At 53.0% G+C, this 16,371-nt stretch carries 13 protein-coding genes, 1 tRNA gene and 1 other annotated feature; of the genes, 6 read left to right on the top strand and 8 right to left on the bottom strand.

Annotated elements, in window-relative coordinates:
* The first annotated feature begins 36 nt into the window (after positions 1-36).
* Positions 37-516 (top strand): ribonuclease HI, encoded by a 480-nt coding sequence (gene rnhA, locus JNO48_01285; GenBank protein ID QTE68576.1) that lies wholly within the window; start codon positions 37-39, stop codon positions 514-516.
* A gap of 46 nt (positions 517-562) precedes the next feature.
* On the opposite strand, the gene JNO48_01290 is transcribed toward rnhA, so the two are convergent.
* A complete protein-coding gene (locus JNO48_01290; protein QTE68577.1) occupies positions 563-1,066 on the bottom strand; it encodes an NUDIX hydrolase in 504 nt (167 codons plus the stop codon).
* Positions 1,067-1,452: 386 nt separating this feature from the next.
* On the opposite strand from JNO48_01290, the gene JNO48_01295 reads away from it, so the two are divergent.
* Positions 1,453-2,577 (top strand): tyrosine-type recombinase/integrase, encoded by a 1,125-nt coding sequence (locus tag JNO48_01295; protein ID QTE69649.1) that lies wholly within the window; start codon positions 1,453-1,455, stop codon positions 2,575-2,577.
* Between the two features lie 172 nt (positions 2,578-2,749).
* Here the strand turns inward: JNO48_01295 and JNO48_01300 are convergent, their stop codons facing one another.
* The 3 genes from JNO48_01300 to JNO48_01310 form a co-directional block, all read right to left on the bottom strand.
* Complete coding sequence (locus tag JNO48_01300) at positions 2,750-3,130, bottom strand: hypothetical protein (protein QTE69650.1); 381 nt, start codon at positions 3,128-3,130, stop codon at positions 2,750-2,752.
* Between the two features lie 43 nt (positions 3,131-3,173).
* A complete protein-coding gene (locus JNO48_01305) occupies positions 3,174-4,784 on the bottom strand; it encodes an MBL fold metallo-hydrolase (GenBank protein ID QTE68578.1) in 1,611 nt (536 codons plus the stop codon).
* An 83-nt stretch (positions 4,785-4,867) separates the two neighbouring features.
* Entirely contained in the window at positions 4,868-5,062 is a 195-nt protein-coding gene (locus JNO48_01310; protein ID QTE68579.1) for a hypothetical protein, read from the bottom strand.
* 62 nt (positions 5,063-5,124) lie between these two features.
* Between JNO48_01310 and JNO48_01315 the strand changes: the two genes are divergently transcribed.
* Positions 5,125-6,303: a class I SAM-dependent rRNA methyltransferase gene (locus JNO48_01315; protein ID QTE68580.1), complete on the top strand. Its 1,179-nt coding sequence runs from the start codon at positions 5,125-5,127 to the stop codon at positions 6,301-6,303.
* 12 nt (positions 6,304-6,315) lie between these two features.
* Here the strand turns inward: JNO48_01315 and era are convergent, their stop codons facing one another.
* The 4 genes from era to JNO48_01335 are packed head-to-tail and all read right to left on the bottom strand — an operon-like array spanning position 6,316 to position 11,468.
* Entirely contained in the window at positions 6,316-7,215 is a 900-nt protein-coding gene (gene era, locus JNO48_01320; protein QTE68581.1) for a GTPase Era, read from the bottom strand.
* Positions 7,212-8,111 (bottom strand): cytidine deaminase, encoded by a 900-nt coding sequence (locus JNO48_01325; GenBank protein QTE68582.1) that lies wholly within the window; start codon positions 8,109-8,111, stop codon positions 7,212-7,214. Before JNO48_01325 ends, era begins: the two co-directional genes overlap by 4 nt.
* The gene (locus JNO48_01330) at positions 8,098-10,467 is read right to left on the bottom strand and encodes an HDIG domain-containing protein (GenBank protein QTE68583.1); all 2,370 of its coding nucleotides are present in this window, start codon (positions 10,465-10,467) and stop codon (positions 8,098-8,100) included. The genes JNO48_01325 and JNO48_01330 overlap by 14 nt, the downstream gene beginning before the upstream one ends.
* 53 nt (positions 10,468-10,520) lie before the next feature.
* Entirely contained in the window at positions 10,521-11,468 is a 948-nt protein-coding gene (locus JNO48_01335; GenBank protein ID QTE69651.1) for a PhoH family protein, read from the bottom strand.
* A gap of 195 nt (positions 11,469-11,663) precedes the next feature.
* Positions 11,664-11,898: a binding site (T-box leader), on the top strand.
* 44 nt (positions 11,899-11,942) lie between these two features.
* Here JNO48_01335 and JNO48_01340 point away from each other — a divergent pair.
* The 3 genes from JNO48_01340 (at position 11,943) to JNO48_01350 (ending at position 16,350) form a co-directional block, all read left to right on the top strand.
* The gene (locus tag JNO48_01340; protein ID QTE68584.1) at positions 11,943-13,361 is read left to right on the top strand and encodes a hypothetical protein; all 1,419 of its coding nucleotides are present in this window, start codon (positions 11,943-11,945) and stop codon (positions 13,359-13,361) included.
* Positions 13,358-15,874 carry an AMP-binding protein gene (locus JNO48_01345; GenBank protein ID QTE68585.1) on the top strand — a complete coding sequence of 839 codons (2,517 nt, stop codon included), beginning with the start codon at positions 13,358-13,360 and terminating at the stop codon, positions 15,872-15,874. The genes JNO48_01340 and JNO48_01345 overlap by 4 nt, the downstream gene beginning before the upstream one ends.
* Before the next feature lie 400 nt (positions 15,875-16,274).
* Positions 16,275-16,350: transfer RNA gene (locus tag JNO48_01350), tRNA-Val, on the top strand.
* Positions 16,351-16,371 lie beyond the last annotated feature (21 nt).

Below are 16,371 nucleotides of genomic sequence, written 5' to 3' on the forward strand. Positions count from 1 at the left end.
CAGGGAAGGATTATCCGCATTCTTATGGATACATCAATGAAGAAGGTTAACATATATACAGACGGTGCCTGCAGCGGCAATCCCGGCCCCGGCGGCTGGGCTGCCATTCTGGAATTCGGCCCGCACCGGAAGGAAATCAGCGGTTATATGGCCGGAACCACCAATAACCGGATGGAACTGTTCGCCGCTATCAGCGGCCTCGGTGCGCTCAAGGAGCCCTGTGAGGTAACCCTGTATTCCGATAGCAACTATCTTGTACAGGCCTTCAATGACCACTGGATTGAAGGCTGGAAAAGCCGGGGCTGGAAAACCAGCAACGGGACTGCAGTGGAAAACCAGGACCTCTGGTTTATCCTGATGGCCCAGACAAAAAAACATCATGTTACGTTTGTCAAAGTCAAGGGTCACTCGGATCATCCGGAAAACAACCGCTGTGATGAGCTGGCCCGTGCTGCGATTGACGAATACCGGAAAACCTATCCGGAGCCCGAGCAAACCGCTGCCGAAAACAAATGATCCGGATTTTAAAAAAGCACGCCTGAAGACGTGCTTTTTCCCATTTTCAGACCCATTCCTCCGGTTTCCCGGTATCCCTGATCCCATAATTCTGACAGATGATATCCCGGGCTTTCATAACCTGTGCGGTCCCGACATCGCCCCAGTCCAGCAGTTCCGCCGCTCTTTCTGCGGACACCATCAGGCGGTCATAGATCCTGCCATTATCCGGATCCGGCTTTTTGATACCGATTTTCCGGATCAGCGCCGCCATCCGGATCTGGGCATAAGCCGGTGTGCCGTCTTCCTTATCAACCTGCTGGTAACCAATATAGACCGGAGTCTCTATTTCCGTATTGACCTCTTCCAGCAGCTCCCGGCGGCATGTATCCTCCATTCCACTGTCAAAAGGCTCCGGACGTCCGCCGGCCAGCGAATACCGCGTCCTGCCGTCCGGTGTTTTCTCCACCCGGAGCATGACCCGGCCGTCCCGGTCCAGTGTGACTGCATAAACCTGGGTGATTTTCATTCCTGCCGGAACCGGCGCATCAACCCATCGGAATTCTGCCATATAAGCAACCTGCCTTCTGATCATTCTGGAAAGCATTGTATCATAATTCGCCGGGTGGAAGAAGGGGAGAGAAGAATAACCGCATGGTTCAAATTCAAGCGGAATGACAATTAAATGATTTACTTTCGAATATATTTTTTTCCCGGTTTATAACAAACATTCTTCGCAATACTGATTTGATGGTTTGTGAAGAATGAGTTAAGTTTCATCACAGGGAAGTAAGTATATCGCTGAATCCCTGGGAAGGCAATTATCCGGACCTGGAAACTTGACATAAACGGAAGGGTATGGTAATATCTAACTATTCGCTAAACCACAGTTTTACGAATAGTTATGCATATTTCAAACGGTTTCCCGAGCATCCTGGCAGAAAGGTCGGATTCATGATGACAGAACACCATCCGCACGCTGCTCCTTCCTTCAAGGAACAATCCGATGCAAAGCGGATTCTCCAGATTCGCGAAATCATCCGTGAGCTTCCTCAGGCTTGCTCTGATTTCATCCGTTCGATTGCTGTAACGACCGGAACATTTACCCGCCTCGCTTATGCGATCGATCTGCGCACGTTTTTCAACTTCCTGCACACCGAACGCGTCGCGTTTGCTGATAAACCAATCCGGCTTCTGGAAGACTCAGATCTTGAAAAACTGACCCGGAACGATATCACCGCCTACACCGAGTACCTGACCTACTACCTGAAAGATACAGACGATGATTCGGTACCTAATAAAGCATTCGTCAATCATGATCTGTCCATCAAGCGGAAACTTTGCTCCATCCGTTCCTTTTATGATTACCTTTTCAAGAACCAGCGGATTTCTTCCAATGTCACGGAGCTCGTTCCCCTGCCGAAAATCCATGAAAAACCGATTATCCGCCTTTCCCGGGATGAGATGAGCCGGATCCTGTCAGTTTCCCAGACCGGTGAAGCCCTGAGCAAAGGACAGCAGAAATTCCAGAAAATCACGGCCAAACGCGATTTTGCCATGCTTTCCCTTTTCCTGGGCACCGGAATCCGTGTCAGTGAATGTGTCGGAATCGACCTGAACGACCTGGATATGGAAAACAACGCTTTCCTGGTCACACGGAAAGGCGGCAATCAGGTGGTGCTTTACTTCCCTCCTGAAGTCGCTGATGCTCTCGGCGAATACTTGGATGAACGGATGCAGATTGAACCGCTGCCGGGCCATGAAAATGCGCTGTTCCTCAGCCTGCAGCGGAAAAGAATCACCCAGCGTGCTGTTCAGAACCTGGTGAAAAAATATGCCGCTGTCGCGGCGCCGCTGAAACAGAAGATCAGTCCGCACAAGCTTCGCAGCACATATGCCACCAATCTGTACCAGGAAACCAGCGATATCTATCTGGTTGCGGATGTGCTGGGCCACACCTCCGTGGATACCACCCGGAAGCATTACGCAGATATGACAGACGCGCGGCGCAGAATGGCCGCACGTCATGTTCACCTGCCCGGAGATCCGGAGTTCTCCACCCGCAAAGACGATGACGAATAAACCTGATTCCTCAGATAAATACAGCAGACAAAATACACTCCCCCTCATCTGCTTTGGTTGGTGCAAAGAAGTGAGTGCATTTTTAATAAAGGCCTTGAAACTACTGCTGTCAGTTTAACTTCCGAGATAATTGACTATGTCCCGCCCCGACAAGCTGGGATTCGCAAATCTCTTAAACAGAATATCCCAAATTAATATCAAAAGGTGCAATCAGCATCTTTTGCAAATCTTTATTGTATTGATCAAAATAAGTTTTTATGGCCTTGCCATAGTTTTCTTTTGTGTCAAACTCCCAGTATGAAAAATATTTAACGCACTTTACGATTTTGGTTAACTCCCTTGGCGGCTCACCAAGTTCTATTCCATCTATGGTGTAAAATCTCTTGAAATACTTCAGGGATATGCAGCCTTCACATTTGCGCTGATTTGCTGACATTTCCTCAATCTTTGCCTCAAATTGCTCGAGTCTGTCGGGCTTTACCTGAAAGAGTTTCATCTCAATAAAGGTTTTTTCCATTATGCGTCCCCCAAAAGTTTCTTCGTTTCTCTGCAGGCTCTGATTTGTCGATCATAAACAAAATCAAAAGATAATCGTACTATTTCATCAGCGTACGGATTTTTCCTGTCAGCGACTTGATCTCAGCGTTGGAATGCCCCTCCAGATCCCGGATCTTCTGCATCAGGCTTTCGCCTGCCTGCAGCAGTTCGCGGTACAGCTGTTCCTTTTTCACTGCCGGAGCGGTATTTCCGCTCTTTTTCTTTTCTTCCTTTTTGTATACAGGATCCGTCAGCCGGACCCATTCACCTGCAGCCAGGTCATAGCATGATCCGGAAAAGGGCGCATATGCCGGTATGCCGAACCGTTCGGTAATCGCGGCCGCCAGGCCGGTACATGATTCATCATCCCCGTGGTTGACAAATACGGCCGCAGGTTTCCGGGTAAAGGAATCCACCCAGGCCAGCAGTCCGTTCCGGTCCGCATGCCCGGAAATCCCGCTCAGCAGCGTAATCTCTGCTTTGACATCGATTGTTTCACCGAGGATTTTGACTTCCCTGGCTCCGTCATAGATAATACGGCCGAGTGTACCGACTGCCTGATACCCGGCAAACATCACGGTGTTCCGCTCATCCCAGAGGTTGTGCTTCAGGTGATGGCGGATCCGTCCGCCTTCGCACATTCCGCCGGAAGCAATGATTACCTTGGCTGTATCATCCGTGTTCAGTGCTTTGGATTCATCAGAAGACACCACGGTATGCAGTCCGTCAAACCAGATCGGGTTTTCACCGGAAATCATGACGGCCTTTGCGTCGTCATCCAGGCAGGCTGTATCGCACTGGAGAAAAATCGCGGTCGCTTCATTGGCCAGCGGACTGTCCACGTATACCGGAAAGTCCGGAAATTCCGGAAGCAGTTGCTTCTGCTTGATTTCCCGGAAGAAATACAGCAGTTCCTGCGTCCGGCCGACTGCAAAGGACGGGATAATCAGGGTTCCGCCCCGGCTGAATGTCCGCCGGAGAATATCCGTCAGTACCGGAATCGGATCTTTCCCGCCCTCATGAGTCCGTGTACCGTATGTGGATTCAATCAGCAGGTAATCTGCTTCCGCAATGGTCTGCGGATCCCGGATGATCGGCTGGTTGGTGTTTCCGACGTCGCCGGAGCACACGAGCTTGACCTTTTTCCCTTCATCCTCCAGGAAAAGCTCAGCAAAAGCCGACCCAAGCAGGTGCCCCGCATCCTGGAAGCGAACCGAAAGGCCCTCGTCAATCCGGATCAGGTCATCATATGCGCACGGCCGGAACATCCGCATGACGTTTGCCGCATCCTCCGCAGTAAATGCCGGTTTCACCTCCGGAAGTCCGGTCCGCAGGTTTTTCTTTGTCTGATAGGCCGCGTCCGTCTCCTGGATGTGTGCGCTGTCCGCCAGCATGATATTGCAGAGATTCTCCGTTTCAGGCGTTGAATAGATCTTTCCCCGGAATCCCTGCTGGTAAAGCAGCGGAAGATTGCCGGAATGATCAATATGGGCATGCGTCAGGATTACATATTCAATCTGGCCGGGCTGCACAGGCAGTTCCTGCATCTGATAGCAGTTTTCTCCCTGTTCCATCCCGTAATCCACAATCAGATACCGGCCGGATTTCCATTCGATCAGCGTACAGCTGCCGGTTACCTGGTGAGCTGCTCCGAGCAATGTCATCTTCATGGGTCAACCGCCCTTTCATGATGTTTTTATTTGATTTTGCCGCAGACTGCGAATATAATACAATTCGCCGGAAGGAACAGGCGTCAGGTCTGTTCGCCGGAAGGAATCTCCCCTTCCAGAATCACCCGGTCAATGGATACAGCACGGTATTCTGCGTCCCCGTTCACACATTTCATGCAGTTGTCGCAGATTTTCTCCGGATCCAGGTCGCACCGGTCGCATTCTCCGCATCCGATACACTCCCGGTCATACAATACACACTGGCGATGGACAGCCATCCCGGAATCACCTCCGTTTAGTTTATTATACCCCTGTGGGAAAAGAAAGGTCAAGAAAGCATATGGCGTCTAAGGTTTATCTGATTCCCGGCAAGGAAAAGCGCGTATACAGCCGGCATCCCTGGGTTTTCCGCAGCGATATCCATCATACGGAAGGTCCGTGCGCTCCCGGAGATGTGGTAAGTATCTATTCCGACAAGGGGCGTTTCCTGGCAAAGGCGTTCTACAACCCCAACAGCCAGATCGCGCTTCGTATTCTCACCTGGCAGGATGAGGAAATTGACCGCGCCTTTATCTTCCGGCGTGTTCACGATGCTGTTGAATACCGCCGGTCTTTCGCCGATCTCCGCAGCTGCCGGCTGATCTTTGCGGAAAGTGACCGCCTTCCAGCTCTGATTGCCGACGTGTTTGGCAGCACGGTGGTTATCCAGTGCATGTCGCTGGGAATGGAGCGTTTCAAGCAGGACGTAATCGATGCAATCGTTGAGGAAATCCATCCCGACGGCATCTGGGAACGGGATGACATTCCCGTCCGGAAGCTTGAAGGAATGGAAATGAGGACCGGTCTGCTGTATGGAAACGTTCCGGACCGGGTGGAAATGACGGAAAACGGAATTCGTTTCCTGGTGGATGTCAAGGAAGGACAAAAAACCGGTTTCTTCCTCGATCAGAAAGAAAACCGGGCTGCGATTGCTCCGTTTGTAAAGAATAAAAAAGTCCTGGACTGTTTCACGCACACCGGCTCTTTCGCGCTCCATGCCGCACATTACGGCGCCGCGGATGTCACCGGTGTTGATATCAGTGATTACGCCTGTGAGTTTGCCACCGAAAATGCCCGCCTCAACGGGTTCGGGGACAATGTCCGCTTCATCGCGGCAAACGCATTTGACCTGCTCTCCGAGCAGAGCAAGGCCGGTCAGAAATATGATGTGATTGTCCTGGATCCGCCGGCATTTACCAAAACACGCTCCGCTGTGGAAAGCGCCCTGCGCGGATATAAGGAAATCAACCTGCGCGCCATGAAGATGGTGGTTCCGGGTGGATATCTGATTTCCTGCTCCTGCAGCCAGCACGTGACGCCGGATCTTTTCAAAAAAATGATCCAGGATGCCGCGTATGATGCCCGGGTTTCCCTCCGGCAGGTGGAATTCCGCAGTCAGGGAAAAGATCATCCGATCCTCCCCGCCGCTCCGGAAACCGAATACCTGAAATGCGGTATCTACCAGGTGTTCCCCGTCTGATAAAGGCAGGCGTTATTTGTCCTCATAGCCGAGTGTTTTCAGGTCCGACGCGTTGTTCCGCCAGTCGGGCCTGATTTTTACCCAAAGCTTCAGATTGATATGGGTATCCAGGAGCCGCTCAATATCCAGCCGGGCTTCGGTGCCGATTGTCTGCAGCATGGCTCCGTGTTTCCCGATAATGATGCCTTTGTGGGCATCTCTTTCACAATAGATCGTTGCGTTGATCTCCGTCAGGTCGTCCCGGATCTTCTCGATTCCGAGGATTTCAACCCCGATTCCGTGCGGCACTTCATCCCGCAGATGACAGAGTGCCTTTTCGCGGATGATTTCCGCGCAGAGGACCCGTTCGGGCTGATCGGTCATCATATCGTCCGGGAAGTACTTCGGTCCTTCCGGCAGATATTTCCGCAGGTTGGCATTCAGCTCCTCGAGCCCGGCGCCGGTCTTTGCGCTGACGGGGATAATTTCGTCAAACGCATATTCAGCAAAACGTGCTGTCGCTTCCAGAACAGCATCCGGCCGGATCAGGTCAATCTTGTTCAGTGCCAGGATCTTCGGTACCTTCCGGGATACCACATCCGCCGCGATCGCCATGTCCCTGTCCGTGATATGGGACGCGTCGGCGATCATCAGCACGCAGTCCATCCCGTCCATTGCGGTATGAACGGACTGCATCATATATTCCCCGAGGCGGGTCCGCGGCTGGTGAATACCGGGCGTATCCAGGAATACCATCTGGTCATGCTCATGCGTCACTACACCCATAATCCGGTTCCGGGTCGTCTGCGGGCGGTTGGATACAATCGCTACCTTTTCACCGATCATGGCATTCATCAGCGAAGATTTTCCGACATTCGGAAGGCCGACAATGGTAATAAACCCGGAATAAAAAGCATTCTCTGCAGGCTTCATTTCTCTGACTCCTTTGTTTCCAGTTCGATGCTGAATGGCAGCAGCTCGGAAAGATTCTTCTCAATCACCTGTCCGTTCGAGCACAGCAGGATCCGGATGGCCGGTGCGAATTCAGCCAGCACCTGGCGGCATGCGCCGCAAGGCCAGGGGGTCTGGTTCGCGGCAATTGCAATTGCGTCAAACGACCGCGTTCCCTCGCTGACTGCTTTGAATACCGCCGTTCTTTCCGCGCAGTTTGTCAGTCCGAATGAAACGTTCTCAATATTGCACCCGGTAAAAACACGTCCGTCTGTACCCCGGATTGCAGCGCCGACCGGAAACCCGGAATAAGGAGAATAGCTCTTTTCCATTGCTTTTACCGCTGCCTGAACCAGTTCCCTGTCAGCATCCGTTATCCCCGTTTCCCGGAGAACCGATACTTCAGAAAGGACTTTTTCTTCCATCCTGCGCATTTTTGCCTTGTCCCCCTCTTCCATATGGTCATACCCCATCAGGTGGCAGATTCCATGAACCAGCAGATAGGCCGCTTCCCTCTCCGGTGAATGGCCGTATTCCGCTGCCTGGGCAAAGATATGCGGTACCGCAATCACAATATCTCCCAGGAAGCATGCATTCAGTTCATCGTCATATTCCTGCTGCAGCAGTTTTCCGCACTGTCCTGCTGTCATGCCGGCAGGATAATCAACCGTCGGAAAGGACAGCACATCCGTGCTCCGGCTGATACCGCGAAATTCGGAGTTGATTTCCGATATGGCATTGTCATCGCACAGCCGGACAGAAATCGCGACAGGCACTTCAATCCCTTCGGATACTGGACACTGGTCCGCTGCTTCCTGCATCTTTTTCCGGATCGAAGGATCAAGCTCCTGCTCACCGGTCCATTCAATTCTCATCATTCGGTTCCTCTGCCGTTTTTTCAGCGGCTGTTGTATCTTCGGATGCCGCTGCCGTCCGGGCGGGCGCTTCCGGTGCCTGAACGGTTTTTTCCACCGTGGGAGCCGGTGCTGCCTTTTCCGGACCAGCTGCTGCCGGCTGAGGCTCTGCCTTAGGCACCGCAATATCCTGAACCGTGCCGTTCGCGTTCACATAATGGCGGACGGTCGGATATTCAATCCGCTCATGGTACACACCCCGCAGGATTCCGGAAAATGCCTTACAGATATCATCAATATCCGACAGGGACAGCGGGCTTTCGCTCAGCTGGCCGTCCTCCAGTTTCGACCGGACCAGACGTTCAATAAACTGGTCGATTTCCTTCGGGGTCGGATCCTTCATGGAGCGGACCGCCGCTTCAATCGTATCGGCCAGCATGACAACGGCCGCTTCTTTGGTATTGGGTTTCGGGCCGGCATACCGGAACTCATTGATGTCCACATGATTTCCGTCGGACATCTGCAGTGCCTTGTGATAGAAGAACATTACGGGAGTATCGCCATGATGCTGCAGGATAATGTTCTGGACCTCCTCCGGAATATGTTCTTTCTGGGCCAGCAGCGCACCATCCATCGTATGGCTTGTAACGATTGCAGCGGAAATATACGGATCCGTCCGTTCATGCGGATTGTCGCCGGTCTGGTTTTCCTTGAAATATCCGGGCCGCTTCAGTTTTCCGATATCATGGTAATAGGCGCCGGCCCGCGCAAGATACGGATTGGCCTGGATTTTGTCAGCAGCCGCTTCCGCCAGATTGGCCACGATAATGGAATGATGATAGGTGCCGGCAGCTTCAATCATCAGCCGCTTCATCAGCGGCTGATTCGGGTTGGTCAGCTCCAGCAGGCGGCTGGGTGTTGCCAGCCGGAATACGACTTCAAACGCAGGCTGCAGTGCAACCGCAAACAACCCGCTCAGCATCCCGCCGCCAAGTGTCCAGGCTCCATCCGTCAGAATGCTCAGCGATTCCACAGATGTGAGCCACTTGACAATCACCAGCAGCAGGATCCCCGCAATGCCGGACAGCAGTCCGGCGATCAGAACCCGTACACGCTGCGGACGTCCTTTCAGGAACCAGATCGACAGCGTGCCTTCTGTCAGCGTCATCGCCATCAGGAGTACCACTTCATGGAATGTACTGCTGCTCCTTCCTGCAGTCAGGAATGAAATCAGCAGTGTAAGTGCCAGCGTCAGGCAGATACCGGCCCGGTATCCGATCAGCATCGTCCCCAGGATGGATCCGAGGGCAAGCGGAATCAGGAATGAACTGGGGAGCAGCTGGAAAACCGCTGCCAGGATCATGCACAGAATCAGGATCAGCAGTACCACAGACAGCTTCCGGACATCGGTCAGGATATCCCGGTTCAGAAGCTTCAGGCACATGATCAGGATCACCATGGACAGGATTACCGCGGCCAGGGATCCGCCATAGGCAGAGTAATCATAGGTACCGTCCTTGAGCAGGTTCAGCGACCTGAGCACCTGGATCTGCGCGTATGTAATTGTATTTCCCTCAACGATAACCGGTTCGCCCTGCAGGATGGTCACCGGATCAACAGAATCCATAGCCTCGCTGCGGGCTCTTTCCGTTGCTTCCGTATCGATGATGTAATTCGGCCGGATGCACTCCCGCAGGATAGTGGGAATGATATCATTCATGCGCATTTCAATATCCAGTTCCGGATAATACGCATTGAAGTCCTCCACCATCACTTTGATGAGATCTTCCGTCTGTCCTTCGTACAGATTGGAGTTCATTTTGATGGAAACGGCTTTGGTCACGATGGAAACCATGGTCTCAAAGTCGGTATAGTTTGTTTTCATCAGAATCCGGATCTGGTTCCCGGACAGCGGAACGGAATTGAGGTACTCAATTGTAGCGTATTCTATTTCGTCTTCGGTAAAGCGGTCGCCCCGTCCGGGCTCGCTTGTGCGCAGCTGTTCACCGTAGCGCTGGATGGACCGGAGTTCATCGAAAGCGGATTCCAGGGAAGCCATCACATCCTGCTTGACGTTGGAGTAGACATACTGGATTTCCGTCTTGGCTGCTGCCGTTTCCCGCCTTTCCTGGGTCCGGACCTCATCCACCACATCACGGGTCGCCCAGATCGTCTCATGGGCTACCGCGCCTTCCTTCAGGTCATACTTTTTGGGTGTGCAGACAAAAAAGAACAGCACAAAAATGATCAGTGCGGATGCAATCACCAGTAAAGTACACCTGCATGCGGGGGAGCCAAACCATTTCCTGAGCTTTTCGCCGGCTATCCGGCTGTTCCGCGCCTTTCCGGCTTCCGCATGGTTTTCCTGGGCGTTTGTCATAAAGTTTTTCACTCCCGTCTGCATCCATTCCAATCCGTTATGCCGGAATGGCGTTATGCCGGATCGTGCTTCTTTTCGTATGCTTCCACGATTCTCTGCACCAGTTCATGGCGGACAATGTCTTTCCCCGTCATCTCCACAATACCGATTCCGGGGATTCCCTTCAGCAGGGAGATCGCTTCCGCCAGTCCGGACTGCTTGCCCTGCGGCAGGTCCGTCTGGGTGATGTCCCCGGTCACGATCACCCGGGAGTTGAAGCCCATCCGCGTCAGGAACATTTTCATCTGTTCCGATGTGGTGTTCTGGGCTTCATCCAGGATAATAAAGGCATCGGACAGCGTACGTCCACGCATATAAGCCAGCGGTGCAACCTCCACCGTTCCCCTTTCCATCAGGCGGGTATACGAATCGGCGCCCATAAAATCATACATGGCATCGTACAGCGGGCGGAGGTACGGATCCACCTTCTGGGTCAGGTCGCCCGGAAGGAAGCCGAGCTTTTCGCCGGCTTCCACAGCCGGCCGGGTCAGGATGATCCGTTCAACTTCCTTGTTTTTCAGCGCCATAACCGCCAGGGCCATCGCCAGGTATGTTTTTCCGGTTCCGGCCGGGCCGATCGCAAAGGTGAGCATGTTCTGCCGGATTGCATTCACATACTGCTGCTGTCCGATCGTCTTGCAGGTAATCTGCTTTCCCCGGTGGGTTACCGCAATCACATTTTTGAATGTTTCTTCGATCTGCTCTTTTTTGCCTTCCCGGATCATGGCAATTACATACCGGATCCGGACACGGTCCACATATTCATGCCTTCTGATCATGGAAAGCAGGGTTTCGATCACCTGTTCCGGCAGATCCAGGCGGTCTTCCTCGCCCTGGATCACCAGCTTGTTTCCCCTCAGCGCAGTTGTAACGCCGCATTCCTGTTCAATCAGTGCGATATTCTGGTCATTCAGACCGAACAGGGATACATATGCATCCATGGAATCGGCGGACAGGATCATTTCCCGGCTCGTCATCAATCCATATGACTTCCCTTCACCAAAACTTCCATTATATGATACTATTTTTATCACTTTTGTCAAATAGGATCCTGGCCGGTTTTCCGTTGTCCCGAACAGAAAAAAAACACCTGCTTCTCCTTGTCATTCCGTTGACACAATGCCCCATTTATGATACGATTCCGCTTGAATTTAACATGAATGACGATGAAGGAAATGAAGCTTCCCGCGTTGATTTCAGAGAGCCGTCGGTCGCTGCGAGACGGTACAAAGACGGAAAGTCACTGCTTCCTGAGTTGGTTCTGTGAACATGCGGATGCATCAGTAATGGAACCCGGCCGCCCCGTAATCGGCTTTGGACTTGTTGGAGTCCGAGAGTGACTGCCTTACGGCAGTAAAATGGGTGGTACCGCGGATTGATTTCGTCCCTGATGCATATTTGCTTCAGGGTTTTTATTTTTCAGGAGGATATCGGATATGGAAAAACAGATCATGACTATCACAGACTGCACGCTTCGGCAGAAGAACAGCCTTCCCGATCTCAGCTTTCGCGAAAAGCTGGAGCTGTGCCGCCTGATTGACCGCCTGAATGTGGACCTGATTGAAATGGAGGAAATCCGGCAGGTCAAGATTGACAGCCTGCTGATCAAATCCGTCTGCACGGCCGTTTCCAGTTCCAGGATTGCCGTCCCTGTGGCATTGAATGAGGAGAGCGTCCGGATCGCCCGGGAAGCGCTCAGAAACGCGGTCCATCCGCGCCTTCAGGTGCCGGCTCCGGTCAGTTCGGTCCAGATGGAATATCTCTCCCATATGAAACCGAAAGCCATGATTGCCGCGGTCGCCGATACCATCCGGAAATGCCGGGAATTCACAGATGACGTGGAATTCATCGCGGAAGACGCCACTCGCAGCGATGCTGCTTTCCTGCGCAGCATCATCACCGAAGCCGTCAGCGCCGGTGCCCGGACGGTTACGCTGTGCGATACGGCGGGAGCCATGCTCCCGGATGAAACCGCGGCCTTTATCTCTTCCCTGTACCAGGATATTGAATGTCTGAGCGGGGTTACTGTCGGTTTTTCCTGTACGGACCAGATGAATATGGCAGACGCATGTGCTGTCTCCGCCGTCCGTTCCGGAATCCGGGAAATCAAAGCCGCTTCCTTCCGGACCAACGCAATTTCCCTGATGAATATCGTGCGGATCCTGGACATCAAAGCCAACCAGTTTGACGTGCGCTGCCGGATTGGTACGGAACAGATCCGGAACCTCACCAGCAAAATTGAGATGCTGTGCCGCACCGGCCTCAGCCGGTCTGTCAGTGCCGGCACGGGTACGGATGACCATGATTCCGGTGTCATGCTGAGTACTCATGACTCCCGTGAATCCGTGATGAAGGCGGTCGACAAGCTTGGATATGACCTGACGGCGGAGGATATGGAAAAGGTCTGGCAGTGTTTCTCCGAAATTGCGGAGAAGAAGGACCTGATTTCCCTTCGGGAACTGGATGCGATCGTGGCGACCGAAGCCATGCAGGTTCCACCGGTATACCATGATATCCAGTATGTCATCAATACCGGCAATACCATCAATGCCATGGCGCATATGAAGCTCATGTACCATGACCGGGCAATTGAGGGAATGGCCGTCGGGGACGGTTCCATTGCGGCGGCGTTCAACTCCATCGAAAAGGCAACCGGACGCCACTTCGAGCTGGAGGACTTCCAGATTCAGGCCATTACCGAAGGACGGGAAGCCGTCGGAGAAACCATCGTCAAGCTCCGCCATGAAGGCAAACTGTATTCCGGGCGCGGTATTTCGACGGATATCGTGGGTGCCGGGATCCTGGCCTATATGAATGCCCTGAACAAGATTGTTTACGAGGAGGAAGAAGCATGAAGCTCTCTTTTTCAACCCGCGGATGGAAAGAGCTCCCCTGGCCGGAGCAGGTGAAAGATGCCTCCGAACTCCGTTTTCAGGGAATTGAGGTCTATAATCTTCATAAATGTCCTTCCCTGACAGACCGGAGCGGTGTCTTCCACAAGTTCCACCGGAATGAGACCCTGCGGGAACTGCGGGAGCACCATCTGACGATCCCGTGCCTGGATACCTGCATTGACCTCGGCGCAGAAGAGGATGAAACCGGCTTCATCCCCGATCTGATCGATACGGCTGCTACCATGAAAATCCCGTATGTCGCCGTTTGTGCCCTGCATGACGATGATGAACGGATCCGGGAACGCATTGACCGGCTGATTCCGCAGTTCTCCGAAAAGGGAATCTGCATGCTGATTAAGACTGTCGGCATTTTCGCGGATACCGGAAAGCTCCGGAAACTGATGGATGAATATGCCTGTGACGAACTGGGCGCACTGTGGGATATGCACCATCCATACCGGGATTTCCACGAAACGCCGGATACCACCATCCGCAACCTCGGCGGATACGTCCACCATGTCCACCTTCGTGATTCGGATGATGACCTGAATTACAATCTGATCGGTGAAGGCACCATTCCCATACAGGACATGATGAACGCGCTGTCTTCGATTGACTACAACGGCTTCATTTCCCTGGAGTGGAAAACGGAATGGATGGAAGATATTCCGGACCGTGAAATCATTTTTGCGCATTTCCTCAACTATATGGGCCGTTTTGACAATCCGAAGGGCAAAAAGAAATCCCTCTATTTCAATCACGACGGCACCGGCAAATATGTCTGGAAAAAGGACGAGCTGATCGACCTGACATTCGGGCAGGTCCTGGACCGCATGGCGGAAGAGTTCCCGGATCAGTACGCATTCAAGTACACAACGCTGGATTACATCCGTACCTATACCGAATTCCGCGATGATGTCAACCGCTTTGCCAAAGCCCTGATTTCCCTGGGAGTCAAAGCCGGCACCAAGGTGGCTGTATGGGCCACGAATGTCCCCGCATGGTATATCGCTTTCTGGGCATCCGCCCGAATCGGCGCCGTACTTGTAACCGTCAATACCGCCTATAAAATCCATGAGGCCGATTACCTGCTCCGCCAGAGCGATACACATACGCTGGTCATGATTGAAAGTGCGCTGGACAGCAATTACCGCGCAATTATCAATGAGCTCTGCCCTGAGATTGCGGTATCGAAGCCCGGCGAACCGCTGCACTGCAAGCGGCTGCCCTTCCTCCGGAATGTCATTACCGTCGGTTTCACCCAGAGCGGATGCCTCACCTTTGAGGAGGCGATGCGCCGCGCTGATTCCGTTACCGATGAGACACTGGCAGCGATGGCTGAACGCGTGAAACCGGATGATGTATGCAATATGCAGTATACTTCCGGCACCACCGGCTTCCCCAAAGGCGTCATGCTGACCCATTACAACGTCGTCAATGACGGCAAATGTATCGGCGACCGGATGGGCCTTTCCACCGCAGACCGCATGATGATCCAGGTTCCCATGTTCCACTGTTTCGGCATGGTCCTCGCCATGACCGCCTCCATGACCCACGGAACTACGCTCTGTCCGCTTCCCTATTTCTCTGCCAAGAACTCCCTGGCATGTATCAACCAGGAACGGATTACCTGTTTCCACGGTGTCCCGACCATGTTCATCGCCATGTTCAACCATGAGGATTACCGGAAAACGGATTTTTCCTACATGCGGACAGGTATTATGGCCGGTTCCGGATGTCCGCCCGAACTCATGAAGCGTGCTGCCCGGCCGGATGAAATGAATATGCGCGGAATTGTCAGCGTATACGGGCAGACCGAGTCTTCCCCCGGAAGCACAATGTCCGCCTGGACTGATTCGCTGGAGCTCCGTACCGAAACGGTCGGATATGCATTCCCCCACGTCCAGTGCAAGGTGATTGATCCGGAGACCGGAAAGGAACTGCCGGACGGACAGGACGGCGAATTCTGCTCCCGCGGCTACAATATCATGAAGGGATACTATAAAATGCCGGATGCCACCAGTGCGACCATCGACGCGGATGGCTGGCTTCATTCCGGTGACCTGGCTCGTCGGAATCCGGACGGCACCTATCTCATCACCGGCCGTCTGAAGGATATGATCATCCGCGGCGGTGAGAATATCTATCCGAAGGAAATCGAGGAATTCATCTACACACATCCGGCAGTTGCCGATGTACAGGTAATCGGTGTTCCGGACGCGCGATACGGCGAGGCAGTCATGGCGTGCATCATCAAAAAGGAAGGCGCTTCCCTGACCGCGGAGGAAATGACCGAGTACATCAAGAGCCATATGGCCCGCCATAAGGTTCCGCAGTATATTGAATTCATGGACACATTCCCGATGAATGCAGCCGGCAAGGTGCTGAAATACAAAATGCGCGAAGAGGCTGCTGAACGCCTCGGACTGGTCGGCGCCGCAGGAATCGATACCGCCGGCGGCGGAAAGAACTGACAGAGCAAAACATCCACCGGCGCAGATACGCCGGTGGATGTTCATATTATGAGGAATTAACTTAGCGCAAACATACCAAGGACTCAGTACCAACTGGTCAAAACATCAAAACGGTAATCTCTTTCACGGTGGCATGGCTCAGTCGGTAGGACACCTTGGTAGGAACTTCAAACCGACACGTGGTGGCATGGCTCAGTCGGTAGTCCGAAGTGGTAGCTTGTATAGACCAAAAGCGTGGTGGCATGGCTCAGTCGGTAGTCCGAAGTGGTAGCTTGTATAGACCAAAAGCGTGGTGGCATGGCTCAGTCGGTAGGACACCTTGGTAGGAACTTCAAACCGACACGTGGTGGCATGGCTCAGTCGGTAGTCCGAAGTGGTAGCTTGTATAGACCAAAAGCGTGGTGGCATGGCTCAGTCGGTAGAGCACATCGTTCACATCGATGGGGTCGTTGGTTCGAGTCCAACTGTCACCACCACGAATCCGGTAGGCGTTCAAG

The sequence above is a fragment of the Clostridiales bacterium genome (assembly GCA_017569285.1).
Taxonomy (GTDB): Bacteria; Bacillota; Clostridia; order Christensenellales; family Aristaeellaceae; genus Aristaeella.

Bases quoted from the DNA above. Each gene is read 5' to 3' on its own strand.
- rnhA (QTE68576.1), top strand. From the start codon at position 37: ATGAAGAAGGTTAACATATATACAGACGGTGCCTGCAGCGGCAATCCC.
- JNO48_01290 (QTE68577.1), bottom strand. From the start codon at position 1,066: ATGGCAGAATTCCGATGGGTTGATGCGCCGGTTCCGGCAGGAATGAAA.
- JNO48_01295 (QTE69649.1), top strand. From the start codon at position 1,453: ATGACAGAACACCATCCGCACGCTGCTCCTTCCTTCAAGGAACAATCC.
- JNO48_01305 (QTE68578.1), bottom strand. From the start codon at position 4,784: ATGAAGATGACATTGCTCGGAGCAGCTCACCAGGTAACCGGCAGCTGT.
- JNO48_01310 (QTE68579.1), bottom strand. From the start codon at position 5,062: ATGGCTGTCCATCGCCAGTGTGTATTGTATGACCGGGAGTGTATCGGA.
- JNO48_01315 (QTE68580.1), top strand. From the start codon at position 5,125: ATGGCGTCTAAGGTTTATCTGATTCCCGGCAAGGAAAAGCGCGTATAC.
- era (QTE68581.1), bottom strand. From the start codon at position 7,215: ATGAAGCCTGCAGAGAATGCTTTTTATTCCGGGTTTATTACCATTGTC.
- JNO48_01325 (QTE68582.1), bottom strand. From the start codon at position 8,111: ATGATGAGAATTGAATGGACCGGTGAGCAGGAGCTTGATCCTTCGATC.
- JNO48_01330 (QTE68583.1), bottom strand. From the start codon at position 10,467: ATGACAAACGCCCAGGAAAACCATGCGGAAGCCGGAAAGGCGCGGAAC.
- JNO48_01335 (QTE69651.1), bottom strand. From the start codon at position 11,468: ATGATCCTGTCCGCCGATTCCATGGATGCATATGTATCCCTGTTCGGT.
- JNO48_01340 (QTE68584.1), top strand. From the start codon at position 11,943: ATGGAAAAACAGATCATGACTATCACAGACTGCACGCTTCGGCAGAAG.
- JNO48_01345 (QTE68585.1), top strand. From the start codon at position 13,358: ATGAAGCTCTCTTTTTCAACCCGCGGATGGAAAGAGCTCCCCTGGCCG.